This window comes from Microcella sp. (genome assembly GCF_019739195.1).
In the GTDB taxonomy this organism is placed as follows: Bacteria; Actinomycetota; Actinomycetes; order Actinomycetales; family Microbacteriaceae; genus Microcella.
On sequence record NZ_JAHHDS010000003.1, the window covers coordinates 2,357,651 to 2,374,143 of the forward strand.

Genomic DNA, 16,493 nt, shown 5'->3' on the forward strand with positions numbered 1-16,493 from the left:
GGCGTGAGTCGGCGGCGCCTCCTCCTCGGTGGCGCCGCTGGCCTCGGCGCTGCCGGGCTGGGAGCCGTCGGGGGCTACGCGCTCGGTCCCGCGCCCGCCCCTGATGCTCCGGTCACACCGCTCGAGACCCCGTCTGAGGTCGGCTCGCTCACCATTCCCTTTCACGGTCGGCACCAAGCGGGCATCGAGCTCGAGCCTCAGGCCCACAGCTCGATGATCGCCTTCGATCTGACGCCGAGCGCCGATCGAGACGGCATTCGACGGATGCTCCGCCTCATCACGAGCGACGCCGAGCGATTGACGGCGGGGCGACCGGCGCTCGCCGATACCGAGCCCGAGCTGGCCCTCACACCCGCCCGACTCACCGTGACGGTGGCCTTCGGCCCAGATCTCGTCGACCGAGTCGACCCGGTGCAGCGACCTGACTGGCTGGCCCCGCTGCCGGCGTTCACGATTGATCAGCTCGAGCCACGTTGGTCGGGCGGCGATCTGCTGCTCGAAGTGGCCGCCGACGACCCGATCACGATCGCTCATGCATCGCGCATGCTCGTGAAGGACATCCGTCGCTATGCCGCCGTGCGCTGGCGACAAGACGGCTTTCGTCATGCCGCTGGCAGCGTGCCTCACGGCTCGACACAGAGAAACCTGTTCGGCCAGCTCGATGGCACGGCGAATCCAGCCTTCGCCTCTGAGTCGTTCGCCCGCGTGGTCTGGCGAGAGACCTCGTCGCCGGCATGGCTCAGGGGCGGCACCAGCTACGTGATCAGGCGCATCGCCATGAACCTCGACACGTGGGACGAACTCGACCGTGGCAGTCGTGAGCAAGCGGTCGGTCGTCGGCTCGATACGGGGGCACCGCTCTCGGGCGTGAGCGAGTTCGATGCTCCCGACCTCGCGGCACGCGCTTCGAACGGGCTGCCGGTCATCTCTCCGATCGCCCATGTCGCACGGGCGCGGTCAGGCGACGGAGCGCCGCAGATCTTTCGCCGCGGCTACAACTACGATCTCACGGCGCAGCAGGGCACTGATGCCGGGTTGATCTTCGGCTCGCTGCAAGCTGATCCGGTGAGACAGTTCGTGCCGATCCAGCAGCGCCTCGCCGACGTCGACCTGCTCAACATCTGGACGACGCCGATCGGTTCGGCGGTGTTCGCCGTTCCGCCCGGATGCGCACCGGGTGGCTATCTCGGAGAGACCCTCGTGTAGCTCGGCTCAGTTGGCGTCGAGGGCCGCGTGCTCGGCCGAGAGCATCAGGTACGTCTCGGCATTGCGACGGATGCCCTCCACTTCGTCGTCTGTCAACTCGCGCCGCACCTTCGCGGGCACGCCGGCCACGAGCGACCGGGGCGGCACGATGGTGCCTTCGAGCACGACCGCGCCCGCGGCCACGAGTGACTCGCGCCCAATCACAGCCCCGTTGAGCACCGTCGCGCTCATGCCGATGAGGCAGTCGTCGTCGATGACGCAGCCGTGCAGCATCGCGGCGTGGCCGACGCTCACACCGCGACCGACGATGGTCGGCTTGCCGGGGTCGCCGTGCACGGTCACGTTGTCTTGCAGGTTTGAGCCTTCGCCGAGCTCGATGAGGTCGCGGTCGCCGCGCAGCACGGCCCCGTAGAACACCGAGGCGCGCGGGTGAATGCGCACCTGCCCGATGAGCGTGGCGTTGGGTGCGACCCAGGCAGCAGCATCCACGTGGGGTTCGTGACCGAAGATCGCGCGTCGCATGGTTCCTCCTCGAAGCCGGTGCGCCCAGTCAATCAGACCGCCCCGCCTAGAATGGGGCCACTATGGCGACGTTCGGCACTCTCTCTGATCGGCTTACCGCGACCTTCAGCGCTCTGCGCACGAAGGGCAAGCTCAGCCCCGCCGATGTCGACGGCACGGTGCGCGAGATCCGCCGCGCGCTGCTCGACGCCGACGTCGCCCTGCCGGTCGTCAAAGACTTCACCGCCGCGGTGCGCGAGCGGGCCCTCGGCGACGAGGTCAACAAGGCGCTCAACCCGGCGCAGCAGGTCGTGCAGATCGTCAACGACGAGCTCATCGCCATTCTGGGCGGGCAGCAGCGCCGGCTCGAGTTCGCGAAGAGCCCGCCGACGGTCATCATGCTCGCGGGCCTGCAGGGTGCCGGAAAGACGACTCTCGCGGGCAAGCTGGCGAAGTGGCTGAAGGCGGATGGCCACACTCCGCTGCTCGTGGCCGCCGACCTGCAGCGCCCCAACGCCGTGCAGCAGCTGCAGGTCGTGGCTGAGCAGGCCGGGGTCGCGGTGTTCGCGCCCGAGCCGGGCAACGGCGTGGGCAACCCCGTGAAGGTCGCCAAAGACGCGATCAAGCATGCCCGTGATCGGCAGCACGACGTGGTGATTGTCGACACCGCCGGCCGTCTCGGTGTCGATGCCGAGCTCATGAAGCAGGCTGCCGATATCCGCAAGGCCGTCGACCCCGACGAGGTGTTGTTCGTCATCGACGCGATGATCGGTCAAGACGCCGTGTCGACCGCCAAGGCCTTCCAAGAGGGCGTCGACTTTACGGGCGTCGTGCTCTCGAAGCTCGACGGCGACGCGCGCGGTGGTGCCGCGCTCAGCGTTGCGAGCATTACGGGGCGCCCCATCATGTTCGCGTCGACCGGCGAGGGCCTCGACGACTTCGAGCCCTTTCACCCCGACCGCATGGCGAGCCGCATACTCGATCTTGGCGACATTCTCACGCTCATCGAGCAGGCGCAGAAGTCGTTCACTGAAGAAGAAGCGCGCGCGACCGCCGAGAAGTTCGCGAGCGACAGCTTCACCCTCGAAGACTTTCTCGCGCAGATGCAGCAGCTCAAGAACATGGGCTCGATCAAGGGCATGCTCGGCATGCTGCCGGGCGCGCGGGGCATGCGCGAGCAGCTCGACAACTTCGATGAGCGCGAGCTCGTGCGCACCGAGGCGATCATCCAGTCGATGACGGTCGCCGAGCGCCGCGTGCCGAAGCTGCTCAATGGCTCGCGCCGACTGCGCATCGCGAAGGGATCGGGCACCACGGTAACCGAGGTCAACGCCCTCGTCACGCGCTTCGAGCAGGCCGCCAAGATGATGAAGACCATGGCCAAGGGCGGCATGCCGCAGATTCCGGGCATGGGCCCGATGCCCGGCATGGGCGGAGGCGGGGGAGCCGCGTCGGCCCGCAAGGCCGCGGCCAAGAAGAAGGGCAAGGGCGCCTCGAAGTCGGGCAACCCGGCGAAGCGCGCGGCAGAGGAAGCCGCTCGCGCGCAAGGTGTGCGTCCGGCGGCATCGGGCGCATCCGGTAGCGGTTTCGGGCTCGGTGGGGGAGCGTCTCCGGCCGGCGACAAGCAGCCGACCGCCGAAGAGCTCGAAGCCCTGCAGAAGTTCCTCGGTCGCTGAGCCTGCTGTCGCACGGTGTGCGGCCGTATGGTGAGCCCATGAGCTCGCCCGACGCCGTGCCCGCCTTGACCCAGACCGCCGTCGAGACCGCCGCCGCCGTGCGGGCCGGCACGACGACCGCGGTCGCCGAGACCCGGGCAGCGCTCGCCCGCATCGAGGCTCTCGACCCTGCACTCGGGGCGTTCCAACTGGTCCGGGCCGAGAAAGCGCTCGCCGAGGCTGCTGCGGTGGATGCCCGGGTTGCCGCGGGCGAGCACCTCGCGCTCGCGGGCGTGCCGATCGCCATCAAAGACAACATTCCCGTCGCCGGCGAGCCCATGCGCGAGGGCAGTGCGGCCACGAGCGCTGAGCCGCGACCGGCCGACCACGAGGTGGTCGCACGCCTGCGCACCGCGGGCGCCGTGGTCGTCGGCCTCACGCGCGTGCCCGAGCTGTGCGTCTTCGGCACGACCGACTCGGTCTACGGCACGACCCGCAACCCGCACAACCCCGAGCGCACCTCGGGCGGCTCGTCAGGCGGCTCGGCCGCCGCGGTCGCGAGCGGCATGGTCGCGGTCGCGCATGCCGCCGACGGCATGGGGTCGATCCGCATCCCCGCCGCCAACTGCGGCCTCGTGGGACTGAAGCCTGGCTCGGGGCTCGTGCCCGCCTGCATGGGCGCGCACAGCTGGTTCGGCATGAGCGAGAACGGCCCGCTGGCGACCACCGTGGCGGATGCTGCGCTCGTGCTCTCGGTCATGGCAGGCCGCCCCGAGCTCGCCGAGGTGCGCATGCCCGAACGTGTGCTGCGCGTCGGACTCGCGACGGGCATCCCGACCCCTCTCGCGACGCTCGATCCGCAGTGGAAGGCCGCCGCCGATCGCGCTGCCGACACACTGCGGGCCGCTGGCCACGAGGTTGTCGAGCTGCGTATTCCCTACCCGGCTGACCCTCTGCCCGTGCTCGCGCGCTGGTTCGCTGGCGCGGCCGACGATGCTGCGCACGAAGGCCTCGCCGATCGTGACCTCGAGCCGCGCGTGCGCGCTCACGTGCGGGCGGGGCGACGGCTGCGGCGAGTCGGCGCTCTGCGGCCCGGTCCGGTCGAGAAGTTGCGCGCGCGCGTCGAGGCCGCGACGGCCGACGTCGATGTGATCCTCACCCCCGGGCTCGCCCAAGCCGGGCCGCTCGCCGAGGGCTGGCACCGTCGCGGCTGGGTCGCGAACCTTCGCGCCAACATCGGCTATGCGCCCTACGCGGCACTGTGGAACCTGCTCGGGTGGCCGGCCGCCGTGGTACCTGCCGGGTGGCACGATGGCGCGCGGGTGCCGCTCGCCGTGCAGCTCGTGGCGAATCCCACCGCCAATGGAGCCGGTGAAGCGCTGCTGCTGAGCGTCGCCGCGCAGCTCGAGGCGGCCGCGCCCTGGCGGCGCACGGCCGCCGACGTAGGCTGAGAGGCATGACGACTCGACCCGTGCGCCTCGGTGTGCAGCTGCGGCCCCAGCACAGCCCCTACGACCGCATCCGGCACGCGGCTGGTGAGCTCGATGCTCTCGGCGTCGACGTGATCTTCAACTGGGATCACTTCTTTCCGCTCTACGGCGAGCCCGATGGCCTGCACTTCGAGTCGTGGACCATGCTCGCCGCGATTGCCGAGCAGACCACGCACGCCGAGCTCGCCGCTCTCGTCAACTGCAACAGCTACCGCAACCCGAACCTGCAGGCCGACATGGCCCGCACGATCGACCACATCAGCGCAAAGGGCGGTACGGGCCGGTTCGTCTTCGGCACGGGGTCGGGCTGGTTCGAGCGCGACTACGTCGAGTACGGCTACGAGTTCGGCACCGTTGGCAGCAGGCTCAACGACCTGGCTCGCGACCTGCCGATCATCCGCTCGCGCTGGGACGAGCTGAACCCCGCGCCGACCCGCCGCATCCCCATCCTCATCGGTGGCGGCGGCGAGAAGAAGACGCTGCGCATCGTCGCCGAGCACGCCGACATCTGGCACTCGTTTGCCGACGTGCCTACGCTGCACCGCAAGCTCGGCATCCTCGCCGAGCATGGCGAGGCGGTGGGCCGCAACGTGAGCGAGATCGAGGTCTCGGTCGAGCTGCGCGACCGCACGATGCAGCAGGCCGACGAGCTGCACGAGGCCGGCGCGACCCTCTTCACCCTCGGCCTCGACGGCCCCGAGTTCGACATGGGCGTCGTGCGCGAGTGGCTCGCGTGGCGCGATCGCGCCAACGGCTGAGACCCGGAAGGGCCTCCCGAGGCGGCCCCGGCGGCACGGCCCGCGAAAGTCTGCCAGAATAGGCGGTCGAGAGCTTGCGCGCCCGACCCTCTAATCAGGCGTTGCCAGCATCCCTCACGAGCTTTCGCGCCGAGTGTGCCCCACGCAACCGGCTGCGACTCACTTCCTTCACACATTTCGGAGAAACGTGGCTGTCAAGATTCGTCTCAAGCGCATGGGCAAGATCCGTGCACCGTACTACCGCATCGTCGTCGCCGACTCGCGTACCAAGCGCGATGGTCGTGTCATCGAGGAGATCGGCAAGTACCACCCCACCGAAGAGCCCTCGTTCATCGAGGTCGACTCGGCTCGCGCGCAGTACTGGCTCGGCGTCGGCGCACAGCCGAGCCCGCAGGTGCTCGCCATTCTCAAGCTCACGGGCGACTGGGGCCAGTTCAAGGGCGACAAGAACGCCGTGAGCACGGTGCGCACCGCCGAGCCCAAGGCCGCTTTCGTCATGGACGAGAAGAAGAAGCCGGTGCTCAAGCCCAAGGCCGAGAAGCCCGCCGAGGCCGAGAAGGCCCCCGCCGCTGAAGCGCCTGCCGCCGAGGCGCCTGCTGAGGATGCTCCCGCCGAGGCCCCCGTCGAGGCTGCTGCCGAGGCTCCGGCCGACGAGGCACCCGCTGCCGAGGCTCCGGCCGACGAGGCACCCGCTGCCGAGGCTGCTGCCGATGAGGCACCCGCTGCTGACGAGGCTGCTGACGACACCGAGGCCGAGAAGGCCTGACGACAGTGCTCGCTGACACGCTCGAACATCTCGTCAAGGGAATCGTCGATCACCCTGACGATGTCGTCGTCGTCGCGCAGAGCTCTGCTCGCGGCGAGGTCCTCGAGGTGCGCGTGCACCCCGAGGACCTCGGCCGCGTGATCGGCCGTGGCGGGCGCACTGCCAAGGCCCTTCGCACGGTCATCTCGTCGCTCGCCGATGGTAAGCGCGTGCGCGTCGACGTCGTCGACACTGACCAACTGTGAGCCCTGCGCCACAGCAGCTGCGGGTCGGTCGCCTCATCAAGGCCCACGGCCTCAAGGGCGCCCTCAAGGTCGAGCTCTACACCGACGCGCCCGACCGGCGCTTCACCCCTGGCGCCGTCTTCACCCTGCAGGTGCCGACGAGCTCACCCTGGCATGGCAAGACACTCACGCTCGTCGAGCTGCGCTGGTACAACGGCCAGCCGGTCGCCTTCTTCGAGGGCGTCGTCGACCGCACCGGCGCCGAGAGCCTCGTGAAGGCGATTCTGTGGATCGAGCCGGTCGCCGACGAGCCCGATGAGCCCGACGCCTGGTACGACTTTCAGCTGGTGGGCCTGCGAGCGCTGCGCGACGGCGTCGAGGTCGGCACGATCGCGCGCGTCGAGCACTTTCCGGCGCAAGATCTGCTCGTCATCCGCACGGCCGACCGCGAGGTGCTCGTGCCCTTCGTCGCGGCCATGGTGCCCGCTGTCGACATGACCGCCGGAACCGTGACTCTCACTCCTCCCCCCGGCCTCTTCGAAGACCTCGACGACGATGCAGCGGCTGACCCTGCGCAGACAGGCACCGCCCCTGCCTAGACTCGAAGCCGTGCGCATCGATGTCGTCTCGATCTTTCCCGAGTACTTCGGCGGGCTCGACATCTCGCTGCTGGGCAAGGCTCGCCAGTCCGGCCTGGTCGACGTCGCCGTGCACGACCTGCGCGAGCACACGCACGACCGGCACCGCACGGTCGACGACACCCCCTACGGCGGCGGCGCGGGCATGGTCATGAAACCCGAGCCCTGGGGCGAGGCGCTTGACGAGCTGATGCGGCCTGAGAGTGTGCTCATCGTGCCGAGCCCGGCTGGGCATCCGTTCACGCAGTCCATCGCTCGTGAGCTCGCCGCCCGCCCGCACCTCGTCATCGCGTGCGGTCGCTACGAGGGCATCGACCACCGCGTGATCGAGCACTACTCTGAGCGCTACGAGGTTCGCGCACTGAGCCTCGGCGACTATGTGCTCAACGGGGGAGAGGTGGCGGCGATGGCGATGATCGAAGCGATCGGCCGCCTCGTGCCCGGCGTCGTGGGCAACCCCGAGAGCCTCGTCGAAGAGAGCCATGAGAGCGGTCTGCTCGAGTACCCCGCCTACACGAAGCCCGCCGTTTGGCGAGAGCTCGCTGTGCCGCCCGTGCTGCTGAGTGGCGACCACGGAGCCGTCGCGGCATGGCGCCACGAGCAGCAGGTCGACCGCACGCGCCGCATCCGCCCCGACCTGCTGAGCGGCTCATGACGACCGCTGACCGCCTCTGGCTGTGGTCGCAGCCCGTCATCGCGGTGCTCGCCGCCGCGGCCGGTGCGATCGCATGGTTTCTTCAACTGAGTGGTCAGGTGAGCGCGCTACCGACGCTGCAGGCGCTCGTCACCGGGTCGTTCGTGCTGCCGGGCCTGGCCCTCTCGCTCGCGATCAACCACGCGACGGTGATGCTGCGGCGCCCGCCGAGACTCACGATCGGCGAACGTCTGCTGCTCGTCATCGAATACACCGTGGTCGTCGCCATACTCGCCATCTCGTTGAGCCCCGACGCGCTCGTTCTCGGCTACCTGCTGTGGCCGCTGCTCATCGCGATCGCGGCGACGGCGTTCGCCTCAATGGCCTCGAACACGATCCGCTCTCGACGCGGCGAGGCGCACGACGGTCATCACGACGAGCTCGTCGCCCACGACTCTGTGAGCGGGGTGTAGCCCTCGCGGGGGCGAATCGGCAGAAGGGATGCTGTGCTCATGCGCTGGTTGTCAGATCTGATCGGCTCGCCCGATGATGCCCTGCTCACGCACGGTGAGCTCGCGCGGGGTCACATTCTCGGGGTCGCTGCGAGTTCGATGTCGATGAGCGTCATGAACGGGCTGCGCGAGCGCAAGTGCACCTTCACGGTGCAGGTCTACCGCGAAGGGCACGAGCCCTACCAGGCCACGGCGGTGCAGAGAGTGCAAGAGGTCTACCTTCCCCAGTTCGCCTCAGGGCGCGCCTGGGTGGCCGTGCGCGTCGACCCCGCGAATCCGACGCGCATCGCGCTCGACTTCGCCACGGCGCCGCCCGAGGTGCAGGTGAAGCCCGTCGAGGGCCAGTCGAGCGCCGAGGAGATTCTGGCGACGGGTCGACCCGTCGAGGTCGTGCTCGTGCAGGCCCAGCCCTTGGGCATGAAGGCGCCCTCGGGTGACGATGTCTACCTGCTGACGCTCACCGTCATCGACGGAACCGCGGCGCCGTACCAGACTCAGGTCGGCAATGCCGTGCCCGCGGCCTCTCTGCCCGTGCTCTTTCCAGGCTCCCGGTTGAGTGCCAAGCGCGGCGATGGTCAGGGTGACATCGTCATCGACTGGAACGCCGCGGCCCCGTCAGAACCGAGCGGCGCTACTCCCGCGCCGTGAGCACGATCGGCCCCTGAGGCGTCAGGGCGATCGTGTGCTCAGCATGGGCCGCGCGCGCGCCCGTGCGGCTGCGCAGGGTCCAGCCGTCGTCGTCGGTGTAGATCTCGTCGGTGTCGAGCACGAACCACGGCTCGATCGCGATGACGAGGCCGGCCTTCAGCTTGAGACCGCGACCGGGCCTGCCGTCATTCGGCACGTGCGGGTCGCCGTGCATGGTGCGCCCGACGCCGTGACCGCCGAAGTCGAGGTTGACGGGGTACCCGTCGTCGGCCGCGACATCGCCGATCGCGGCAGAGATGTCGCCCATGCGATTGCCGACCGTGGCCTGACGGATGCCCGCCGCGAGCGCCCGCTCCACTGAGTCGATCAGCCGCACGTCGTCGGGTCGAGGCGTGCCGACGATGATCGATACCGCCGAGTCGCACACCCAGCCGTCGACCGAGGCCGCAAAGTCGAGGGTGAGCAAGTCGCCATCGCGCAGGCGGTAGTCGTGCGGTAGCCCGTGCAGGGCCGCGTCGTTCACCGAGGTGCAGATGACCTTGCCGAACGGCGAGCCGCCGAACGAGGGGTGGTAGTCGATGTAGCAGCTGGTCGCGCCCTCGGCTCTGATCATGTCGTGCGCGAGCGCGTCGAGCTCGAGCAGGTTGACCCCGACGTCGGCGGCGGTGCTCGTGGCGGTGAGCACGCTCGCGACGAAGCGGCCCGCCGGTCGCATCTGCTCGATCTCGGCCGGGCTCAGCAACTCGATCATCTAGCTCCTCGGCAGGGGAATGTGGGTGCGCAGGTAGTCGCCGCAGAGCTTCCGGGTGGTCTCGATGAAGCGCTCGTCGCCCTGCTTGTCGAGCTGAAAAGCGCGATAGAGCAGCCCGCTCGCAATCTCGACGGCGACCTCGACATGAAACACGATCTCGTCATCGGGCTCGAAGTCGTAGGTGCGCCCGATCTGCGCGGCGAACTCGCGGGCGAGAATGGCGTTGTTGCTGAGCTCGGGGCTGATGAAGCGCTGGTCGATGACGTCACCGAAACGCAGAGCGCGAAAGCCGGGCTCATCGCGCGTCATGGTGATGAAGGCGTTGAGCGTGCTGTCGAACGACGACCACGGCTCGGGGCCTGACTCTTCGACGCCCTTCCAGACGATCTCGAGGTAGCGCTCCATGTTGCGGGCCGCGAGGGCGCGCAACAGCGACTGGATGTTCGGAAAGTAGCGGTAGACGACGCCCACTGACGACGACGAGCGCTGCGCGACCGCGCTCGTGGTGACGCCGTCGATGCCGTCGTCATCGATGAGCGAGGCGGCGGCGTCGAGCAGGCGCGTGATGCGCTCACTGCTGCGCTGCTGGATGGGCTCAGTGCGCATGGCCACTTTGTCGGTGGCGAGTGCGGTCGGTGCGTTCATGGATATCCCCCCGGATTCAACATTGTGTGTCAGTACCATCGTGCCACTGGTTGGTGGCAAGCCGCACAGTATGGCATCATTTCCCTTTGTGTCTCGGCACGGTTCTGCCACAGGGGAGCCGCGCTACTGCGAGACGCATCGTCTCGACTCATCATCTTCCTGAGCCGCGGTCGACCTGTGGCGGTCGCAGAGAGCGAATCCTCATGCACATCCTCGACCACGTCGACGCCGCCTCACTGCGCAGCGACATTCCCGACTTCCGCCCCGGTGACACCGTCAAGGTTCACGTCAACATCGTCGAGGGCACCCGCTCGCGCATCCAGGTCTTTCAGGGTGTCGTCATCGGCCGCTCGAACGAGGGCATCCGCGAGTCGTTCACCGTGCGCAAGGTGAGCTTCCAGGTCGGCGTCGAGCGCACCTTCCCGGTGCACTCGCCGGTCATCGACCACATCGAGATCGTCACCCGTGGTGACGTGCGCCGCGCCAAGCTCTACTACCTGCGCAATCTGCGCGGCAAGAAGGCCAAGATCAAGGAGAAGCGCGAGAGCTGAGCTCTCTGCCACTCATCACGAAGGGCCCCGTCGATTTCTCGGCGGGGCCCTTCGCGGTCCGCGGGTCTGCCGCCGCCTAGACTGGCTCAGAACACCAGGGGAGTCATGACTGAGCAGAACGCGACCGCCGTCGGCGGAGCATCCACCGCGGCGTCGCGACCGGCACGATCGCCCGGCCGCAGCGTGCTGCTGTTCCTGCGTGACGTCGTCGTCATCGTGGCCGCGGCACTCGTCATCTCGTTCCTCATCAAGACGTTCCTGATCCGCTCGTTCTATATTCCGAGCGAGTCGATGCAGTCGACCTTGCAGGTCAACGACCGCATCATCGTCAACCAGCTCGTACCCGACGTCGTGCCGATCTCGCGCGGCGACATCGTGGTCTTCCGCGACCCGGGCGGCTGGTTGCCGCCGCGCATCGAGCAGCCGCAGGCACCGATCGACGTCGTCGGTGACTGGGTACTGCAGGTCATCGGGCTCAGCACATCTGATAGCGACGAGCACCTCGTGAAGCGCGTCATCGGCCTACCGGGCGACCGCGTCGTGTGCTGCAACGATCTCGGTCAGTTGAGCGTCAACGGAGTGCCGATCGACGAGCGCTACGTGCAGCTGCCGCCCGACACGACCGATGTCAGCTCGCGCGACTTTCAAGAAGACATTCCTGAGGGCACCATCTGGGTGATGGGCGACAACCGCTACGACTCGTCAGACTCGCGCTTCAACGGTGTCGTGCCGATCGACGACGTCGTCGGCCGCGCTTTTGTCATCAGCTGGCCGATCGATCGCTGGCGCTGGCTCGACAACCCGCCGCTCACGTTCGACGGGGTCGAGCGCATCGAGTGACGGCGCGACCATGAGCACGGCACCGACGCTCGAGGTCGAGCGCTCTCTGTTCGCCGCCGGAGCCCCCGTCGTCATCGGGTGCGACGAGGTCGGTCGCGGCGCGATCGCGGGCATCGTCGCGGTCGGTGCATGCGCCGTGCTTCCGACGGTGGATGCTCCGCCCGGGCGCTTGCGCGACTCGAAGCTGCTCTCGCCCGCGCGGCGTGCCGAGGTCGAACCGCAGGTGCGAGCCTGGGCGGCCGCCGTGGCAGTGGGGGAGGCGGGGCCCGACGAGATCGACGAGCACGGCATCATCGTGGCGCTCGGGCTCGCCGCGCGCCGCGCGCTCATCCTGCTGCACGAGGCAGGTATCGATGTCGCGCGGGCCGCGGTAGTGCTCGACGGCAGCCACGACTGGCTCACGCCGGCGCTGAGCTCGCCACCGCGCATCCTGACCCGGGTGAAAGCCGATCGCGACTGCGCCTCGGTGGCGGGCGCCTCCGTGGTCGCGAAGCAGCATCGCGACGCGCTCATGGTCGCCGATCACGACCGCTGGCCGGCCTACGAGTGGGCGGGCAACAAGGGCTATGGCAGCAGCAGTCACCTGGCGGCTGTCGCTGCCCACGGTGCGTCGCCGCGGCATCGGCTGACCTGGCTGCGCCAGCCCGCGCTGCTCGACCCCGACGATGTGGGCCCCGGCTCGACGGTCTAGACTCAACACCGCTATGGACGACGACGAATTCGAGGACTACGACCGCGAGGTCGAGCTCGCTCTCTACCGCGAGTATCGCGATGTGGTGTCGCAGTTCCAGTACGTAGTCGAGACCGAGCGCCGCTTCTACCTTGCCAACGAGGTCGAGCAGGTCGTGCGCGAGATGGGCGGCGACTTCTACTTCGAGCTCACCCTCACCGATGTCTGGGTGTGGGACGTCTACCGGGCCGACCGCTTCGTCAAGAGCGTCAAGGTGCTGACCTTCAAAGACGTCAACGTCGAAGAGCTCGGCAAGAAAGAGCTCAAGCTGCCGAAAGAGCTCGCGCTCGACGAGTAGGCCGGGCACCTCGACGTATTCATCATACGTACGAAACAGTGTCGGGTTATGCTGACGCAACGTGCGATGCCCCCGCTCGCGCGAACCCGTGACCAAGGCGGTCTCCCGTGTCTGCTGCCCGTTCCCGACTTCGCCGTGCGCTTGCGGTCGCCGTCGTCGGCGTTTTCGGAGTCTCCGGCGCTCTGGTGGCGACGACTGCCGCGCAGGCCGTTCCCGATGCACCGGTGATCTTCGGTCCGCTCGACAGCACGATCAACCAGCTCACGGTCGAGGTTGATCCCGCACCGAGCGCTCTCGAGCAGACCGTCACCGTCTCGTGGGAGCTTCAGGAGACAGGCGCTGTGGGTGTCGGGTGCCAGGTCGTGGTTCCCGCCGACACGCTTGACGGCACAACCTTTCCCTGCGATGCGGTCGTGCCCGACGGGCAGTACGGCTTCTACGACCTCGTCGCCGTCTCGACCGATGTCGACGGCGACAGCCCGCCGAGCAACACCATCTCGTCAGTGCGCTACGGCGCCGCCGCGACGCCCAGCAGCCTAGAGCTCGGGCCGCCGTTGAACGTTCCAGATTTTCCTATCCGCATCGGAACCCTGGAGCCGGCTATCTCAGGCACCGCGCCCGCCCTGGGCACCGTTGAGGTGCTCGGCTACCGCAGCGATCTTGGCGTCGGCACCGAGTCGAGCCTCTGTCTCGTGAGCGTTCCGACGTCGGGCGCGTTCTCGTGCCCCGCGATCTTCCCGTCGTACGGCATCTGGGAGGTGCGGGTCATTGCACAAGATGTTGAGGGCGGTTTCGCTGTCGAACCTGAAGCCGTCGAGAGCACTCTGCGCCTCGAGGTCTTCCCGCCAACGCCGACGGTCGACATCTCGACCTCGTTCTCGGTGATCTCGGCCGAGCTCACCGGGCTCGCGGGCTCGAACGTCGGTGCCGCGGTGGTGCTCGACGCGTACGTCGCGCCGACTAGCGGTGGCTTCTGCCCTGTGGCGTGGGACGGCAACCCCGCCGGGCCTCCTGCCGACGGTCCGAGCGTCAACTGCGTCGTCAGCGACGTGACGCCGGGCATCCACCTCGTTCGCTCGACCCAGTTCCTCAACGGCGCAGCATCGAGCATCCGCGACGATGTGATCTACGTCGCTGCCGCGCCGACGCTGGCGATCGACCTCTTTCCCGGGGGCGCGACGTTCTCGGGAACGGTCGACACGCTCGCCAACGAGCTCGCGGCATCCGGCACCGTCGTGAGTGACCTCTTCGCCGTCGTTCAAGAGGGCGTGAACGAAGTGTGCGGCGGTGCTGTTGACCTGACCACGGGCGCGTGGTCGTGCGATGCTCCGCTCGAGCCAGGTGATTACAGCTTCGCCGCGTACACCTTCGTCCAGGGCTTCGGCGATGATCCCGACGTCGCAGGCGCGGTGAACGGCAGCTACGGCACGGGGGCGACGCTCTCACCGGCCGTCGATGCGACCATCCAGGCCAGCGTCACGCCCCCAGCGCCGACCATGACTTACGGCCTCGGCGCCGCGTCGATCGACGTCACGGCGCAGGGCATCGAGAATTCCGCGGTCGGCGTGCGGCTTTACCAGGTTGAAGAGATCTCTGGCGAGGGTTACCAGTACGGCCAAGCGGTCGCGTCGTGCGGTGCCGTCATCGAGGGCGAGGGCGAAGGGTTCGGCTCCATCGTCACCACGCCCTCGCTCGTCGACGACTGCCTCTTCAGCAACCTCGCTCCCGGCATCTGGAACGTGTACTCCTCGCAGAACTACTACTTCGAAGAGAGCGAGTATCGCGACGACTACGTTCTCATCCCCCCGAGCCCCACGCTGGTGGCGACGCGGGCGGGCATCGGGCAGGTCACCGCGAGCGGAACGGGTGAGCCGGGCCACCGCGTGCACGTGCGACAACTCGGCGGCGCCGGTTCGTGCACGGCCGTCGTCGACACCGGAGGAGACTGGAGTTGCGCTGTCTCTGGCGTTGCTGGCGACACGCTGTTGCGCGCCCAGCAGCAGTCGCAGGGTTTCGAAGCTACTCCGCCGGTCTACTTCGGGCTCACCGAGTCGTTCGACGGCTATTCGGCGTTCACGCCGACCGTGTTCGTTGCCGCCGTTCCTGCACCTCCACCGCCCGCGGCCCCTCCCGTCGCTGAGCCCACCCCGTTGCCGTGGGTGCTCGAGGGTTACGACGGCTCGCCGCTCACGCCGGGTCAGCAGTTGAGCCTGTCGGCCACCGGCCTTCCGGTCGGCACCGTCGTCGTCGTCGAGATCCGCTCGACGCCGCAGGTTCTCGGGTCGACGGTGGTGGGCGACACCGGCGTCTTCGCGCTCGATGTCGTCGTGCCCGATGACCTGGAGCCGGGTGAGCACACGCTTGTCGCGATCGCGACACCGCCGGGCGGGGTTGACTCCGCCGTCGCGATACCCGTCATCGTGCTCGAGCCCGTGCAGCCGATCGACGAAGCGCCGCTGGCAGAAGAACCCGAAGCGGCCGAGATCGACGACGGCTCGAGCGGGGCGGGCGGTGCCGGCGGTGCCGGCGACCGGTCGCAACCTGCCACACCGTCGGCCATCAGCGACAGCATCCCGACTATCGAGCGCATCTTCAGCTCGCCGCTGACGATCATCGTCTCGGGGGGTCTCGCGCTCGCGATTCTGCTGCTCGTCGCCTTCCCGGCCGAGCTGCTCAACAGCACGCTCGCATCGAACTCACGCCGGCTCGGGCGCTGGTACGCCGCTATCGAGAACGGTGTCGATCGGGCGACGGAATGGTTCGCCTCGGTGACCCGTACGCGCGCTCTCGCTGCGGCACTGCTGGTCGTGCTCACGAGCCTGATCTTCGGCTTCGTCGATCCTGAGTACGGGTTCGACCCGGTGTCGGTGCGCATGACGGTATCGCTCGCGATCGGCCTCTTCATCGTGACCTACGTGTCGTCGTGGATCAGCGGCGCGATTATTCGCCGGGTCTGGAGCATCGAGACCCGCGTGAGCCTGCAACCCGCAGCGCTGGTGTTCGCCGTGATCGGTGTGGTGGTCGCCCGCATTCTCGAGTTCTCGCCGGGCTTCCTGATCGGGCTCGTGATCGGTCTCGACCTCGTCACCCGCGTCGGTGCGCCTCACCGGGTGCGGGCGATTCTCACCAACATTGGCGTGATCGTCGGGCTGGCCGTGGCGTCGTGGATCGGTTTCTCGATCATGTCTGCGGTCATGACGGGCGAACCGACCGTGGTCGGTCTGCTGGTCAGTGACGCGCTCGTGGCGACCACCGCCGAGGGTCTCACGGCAGCGCTCGCCGCGCTGCTGCCGCTCGGGTTCCTCGACGGCCACGAGGTGTTCCGCCGCTCGAAGCTGCTGTGGGCGGGGTCGTTCGCGGCCGTCGCGACCGTGTTCTCGCTCATCGTGCTGCCCACGGCGGCGGGCGAGACGGACGACGTCGCCAATGTCGGGTTCTGGATGCTCGTCATGGTGATCTTCGCCGCCGTCACCCTCACGCTCTGGGCGATCCTGCACTTCACCGCCCGCGGCGAGAGCGACGACGACGAGCTCGTCGAGCAGCCGGCGTCGGCCGCGCGCTGATCGCGTCACTCCCTCACAGTCGCGAGTGAGGGGCCCGATCGCACACCGATCGGGCCTCTGGCTCTGCGCGCGGTGCTCGCGCG

General features: G+C 68.4%; 18 protein-coding genes. 15 read left to right on the forward strand and 3 right to left on the reverse strand.

Features of this window, described 5'->3' with window-relative positions; genetic code table 11:
- Window positions 1-3: 3 nt before the first annotated feature.
- Window positions 4-1,206 (forward strand): Dyp-type peroxidase, encoded by a 1,203-nt coding sequence (locus KL788_RS13080; protein WP_367120437.1) that lies wholly within the window; start codon window positions 4-6, stop codon window positions 1,204-1,206.
- Between the two features lie 6 nt (window positions 1,207-1,212).
- On the opposite strand, the gene KL788_RS13085 is transcribed toward KL788_RS13080, so the two are convergent.
- Window positions 1,213-1,728 carry a gamma carbonic anhydrase family protein gene (locus tag KL788_RS13085; RefSeq protein ID WP_293172559.1) on the reverse strand — a complete coding sequence of 172 codons (516 nt, stop codon included), beginning with the start codon at window positions 1,726-1,728 and terminating at the stop codon, window positions 1,213-1,215.
- A 62-nt stretch (window positions 1,729-1,790) separates the two neighbouring features.
- Between KL788_RS13085 and ffh the strand changes: the two genes are divergently transcribed.
- From ffh to KL788_RS13130, 9 genes are all read left to right on the forward strand, one after another.
- A complete protein-coding gene (ffh, locus tag KL788_RS13090; protein WP_293172562.1) occupies window positions 1,791-3,383 on the forward strand; it encodes a signal recognition particle protein in 1,593 nt (530 codons plus the stop codon).
- A 38-nt stretch (window positions 3,384-3,421) separates the two neighbouring features.
- Window positions 3,422-4,813, forward strand: coding sequence for an amidase (locus KL788_RS13095; RefSeq protein ID WP_293172565.1), 1,392 nt, complete (start codon window positions 3,422-3,424; stop codon window positions 4,811-4,813).
- Between the two features lie 5 nt (window positions 4,814-4,818).
- Complete coding sequence (locus KL788_RS13100) at window positions 4,819-5,610, forward strand: LLM class F420-dependent oxidoreductase (protein WP_293172568.1); 792 nt, start codon at window positions 4,819-4,821, stop codon at window positions 5,608-5,610.
- A 187-nt stretch (window positions 5,611-5,797) separates the two neighbouring features.
- Complete coding sequence (rpsP, locus tag KL788_RS13105; RefSeq protein ID WP_293172571.1) at window positions 5,798-6,376, forward strand: 30S ribosomal protein S16; 579 nt, start codon at window positions 5,798-5,800, stop codon at window positions 6,374-6,376.
- Between the two features lie 5 nt (window positions 6,377-6,381).
- Window positions 6,382-6,621 carry an RNA-binding protein gene (locus KL788_RS13110; protein ID WP_293172574.1) on the forward strand — a complete coding sequence of 80 codons (240 nt, stop codon included), beginning with the start codon at window positions 6,382-6,384 and terminating at the stop codon, window positions 6,619-6,621.
- On the forward strand, window positions 6,618-7,199 hold the full coding sequence (rimM, locus tag KL788_RS13115; protein WP_293172577.1) for a ribosome maturation factor RimM: 582 nt from the start codon (window positions 6,618-6,620) through the stop codon (window positions 7,197-7,199). The genes KL788_RS13110 and rimM overlap by 4 nt, the downstream gene beginning before the upstream one ends.
- A 10-nt stretch (window positions 7,200-7,209) precedes the next feature.
- Window positions 7,210-7,893, forward strand: coding sequence for a tRNA (guanosine(37)-N1)-methyltransferase TrmD (gene trmD / locus KL788_RS13120; RefSeq protein WP_293172580.1), 684 nt, complete (start codon window positions 7,210-7,212; stop codon window positions 7,891-7,893).
- Window positions 7,890-8,345, forward strand: a complete 456-nt coding sequence (locus tag KL788_RS13125; RefSeq protein ID WP_293172583.1) for a hypothetical protein — start codon at window positions 7,890-7,892, stop codon at window positions 8,343-8,345. The genes trmD and KL788_RS13125 overlap by 4 nt, the downstream gene beginning before the upstream one ends.
- Window positions 8,346-8,384: 39 nt before the next feature.
- Window positions 8,385-9,032 (forward strand): hypothetical protein, encoded by a 648-nt coding sequence (locus KL788_RS13130; protein WP_293172586.1) that lies wholly within the window; start codon window positions 8,385-8,387, stop codon window positions 9,030-9,032.
- Here KL788_RS13130 and map read toward each other — a convergent pair.
- Window positions 9,016-9,783 (reverse strand): type I methionyl aminopeptidase, encoded by a 768-nt coding sequence (gene map, locus KL788_RS13135; protein WP_293172589.1) that lies wholly within the window; start codon window positions 9,781-9,783, stop codon window positions 9,016-9,018. The two genes, KL788_RS13130 and map, sit on opposite strands and share 17 nt — an antisense overlap.
- Entirely contained in the window at window positions 9,784-10,428 is a 645-nt protein-coding gene (locus KL788_RS13140; RefSeq protein ID WP_293172592.1) for a TetR family transcriptional regulator, read from the reverse strand.
- 203 nt (window positions 10,429-10,631) lie between these two features.
- Here KL788_RS13140 and rplS point away from each other — a divergent pair, with 203 nt between their 5' ends.
- From rplS to KL788_RS13165, 5 genes are all read left to right on the forward strand, one after another.
- A complete protein-coding gene (gene rplS / locus KL788_RS13145; RefSeq protein ID WP_293172595.1) occupies window positions 10,632-10,979 on the forward strand; it encodes a 50S ribosomal protein L19 in 348 nt (115 codons plus the stop codon).
- A 105-nt stretch (window positions 10,980-11,084) separates the two neighbouring features.
- Window positions 11,085-11,819 (forward strand): signal peptidase I, encoded by a 735-nt coding sequence (gene lepB, locus KL788_RS13150; protein ID WP_293172598.1) that lies wholly within the window; start codon window positions 11,085-11,087, stop codon window positions 11,817-11,819.
- A gap of 10 nt (window positions 11,820-11,829) precedes the next feature.
- Window positions 11,830-12,510, forward strand: a complete 681-nt coding sequence (locus KL788_RS13155; protein WP_293172601.1) for a ribonuclease HII — start codon at window positions 11,830-11,832, stop codon at window positions 12,508-12,510.
- Between the two features lie 13 nt (window positions 12,511-12,523).
- Window positions 12,524-12,847 carry a DUF2469 family protein gene (locus tag KL788_RS13160; RefSeq protein ID WP_293172604.1) on the forward strand — a complete coding sequence of 108 codons (324 nt, stop codon included), beginning with the start codon at window positions 12,524-12,526 and terminating at the stop codon, window positions 12,845-12,847.
- 107 nt (window positions 12,848-12,954) lie between these two features.
- On the forward strand, window positions 12,955-16,410 hold the full coding sequence (locus tag KL788_RS13165) for a hypothetical protein (protein WP_293172607.1): 3,456 nt from the start codon (window positions 12,955-12,957) through the stop codon (window positions 16,408-16,410).
- Window positions 16,411-16,493: the final 83 nt, after the last annotated feature.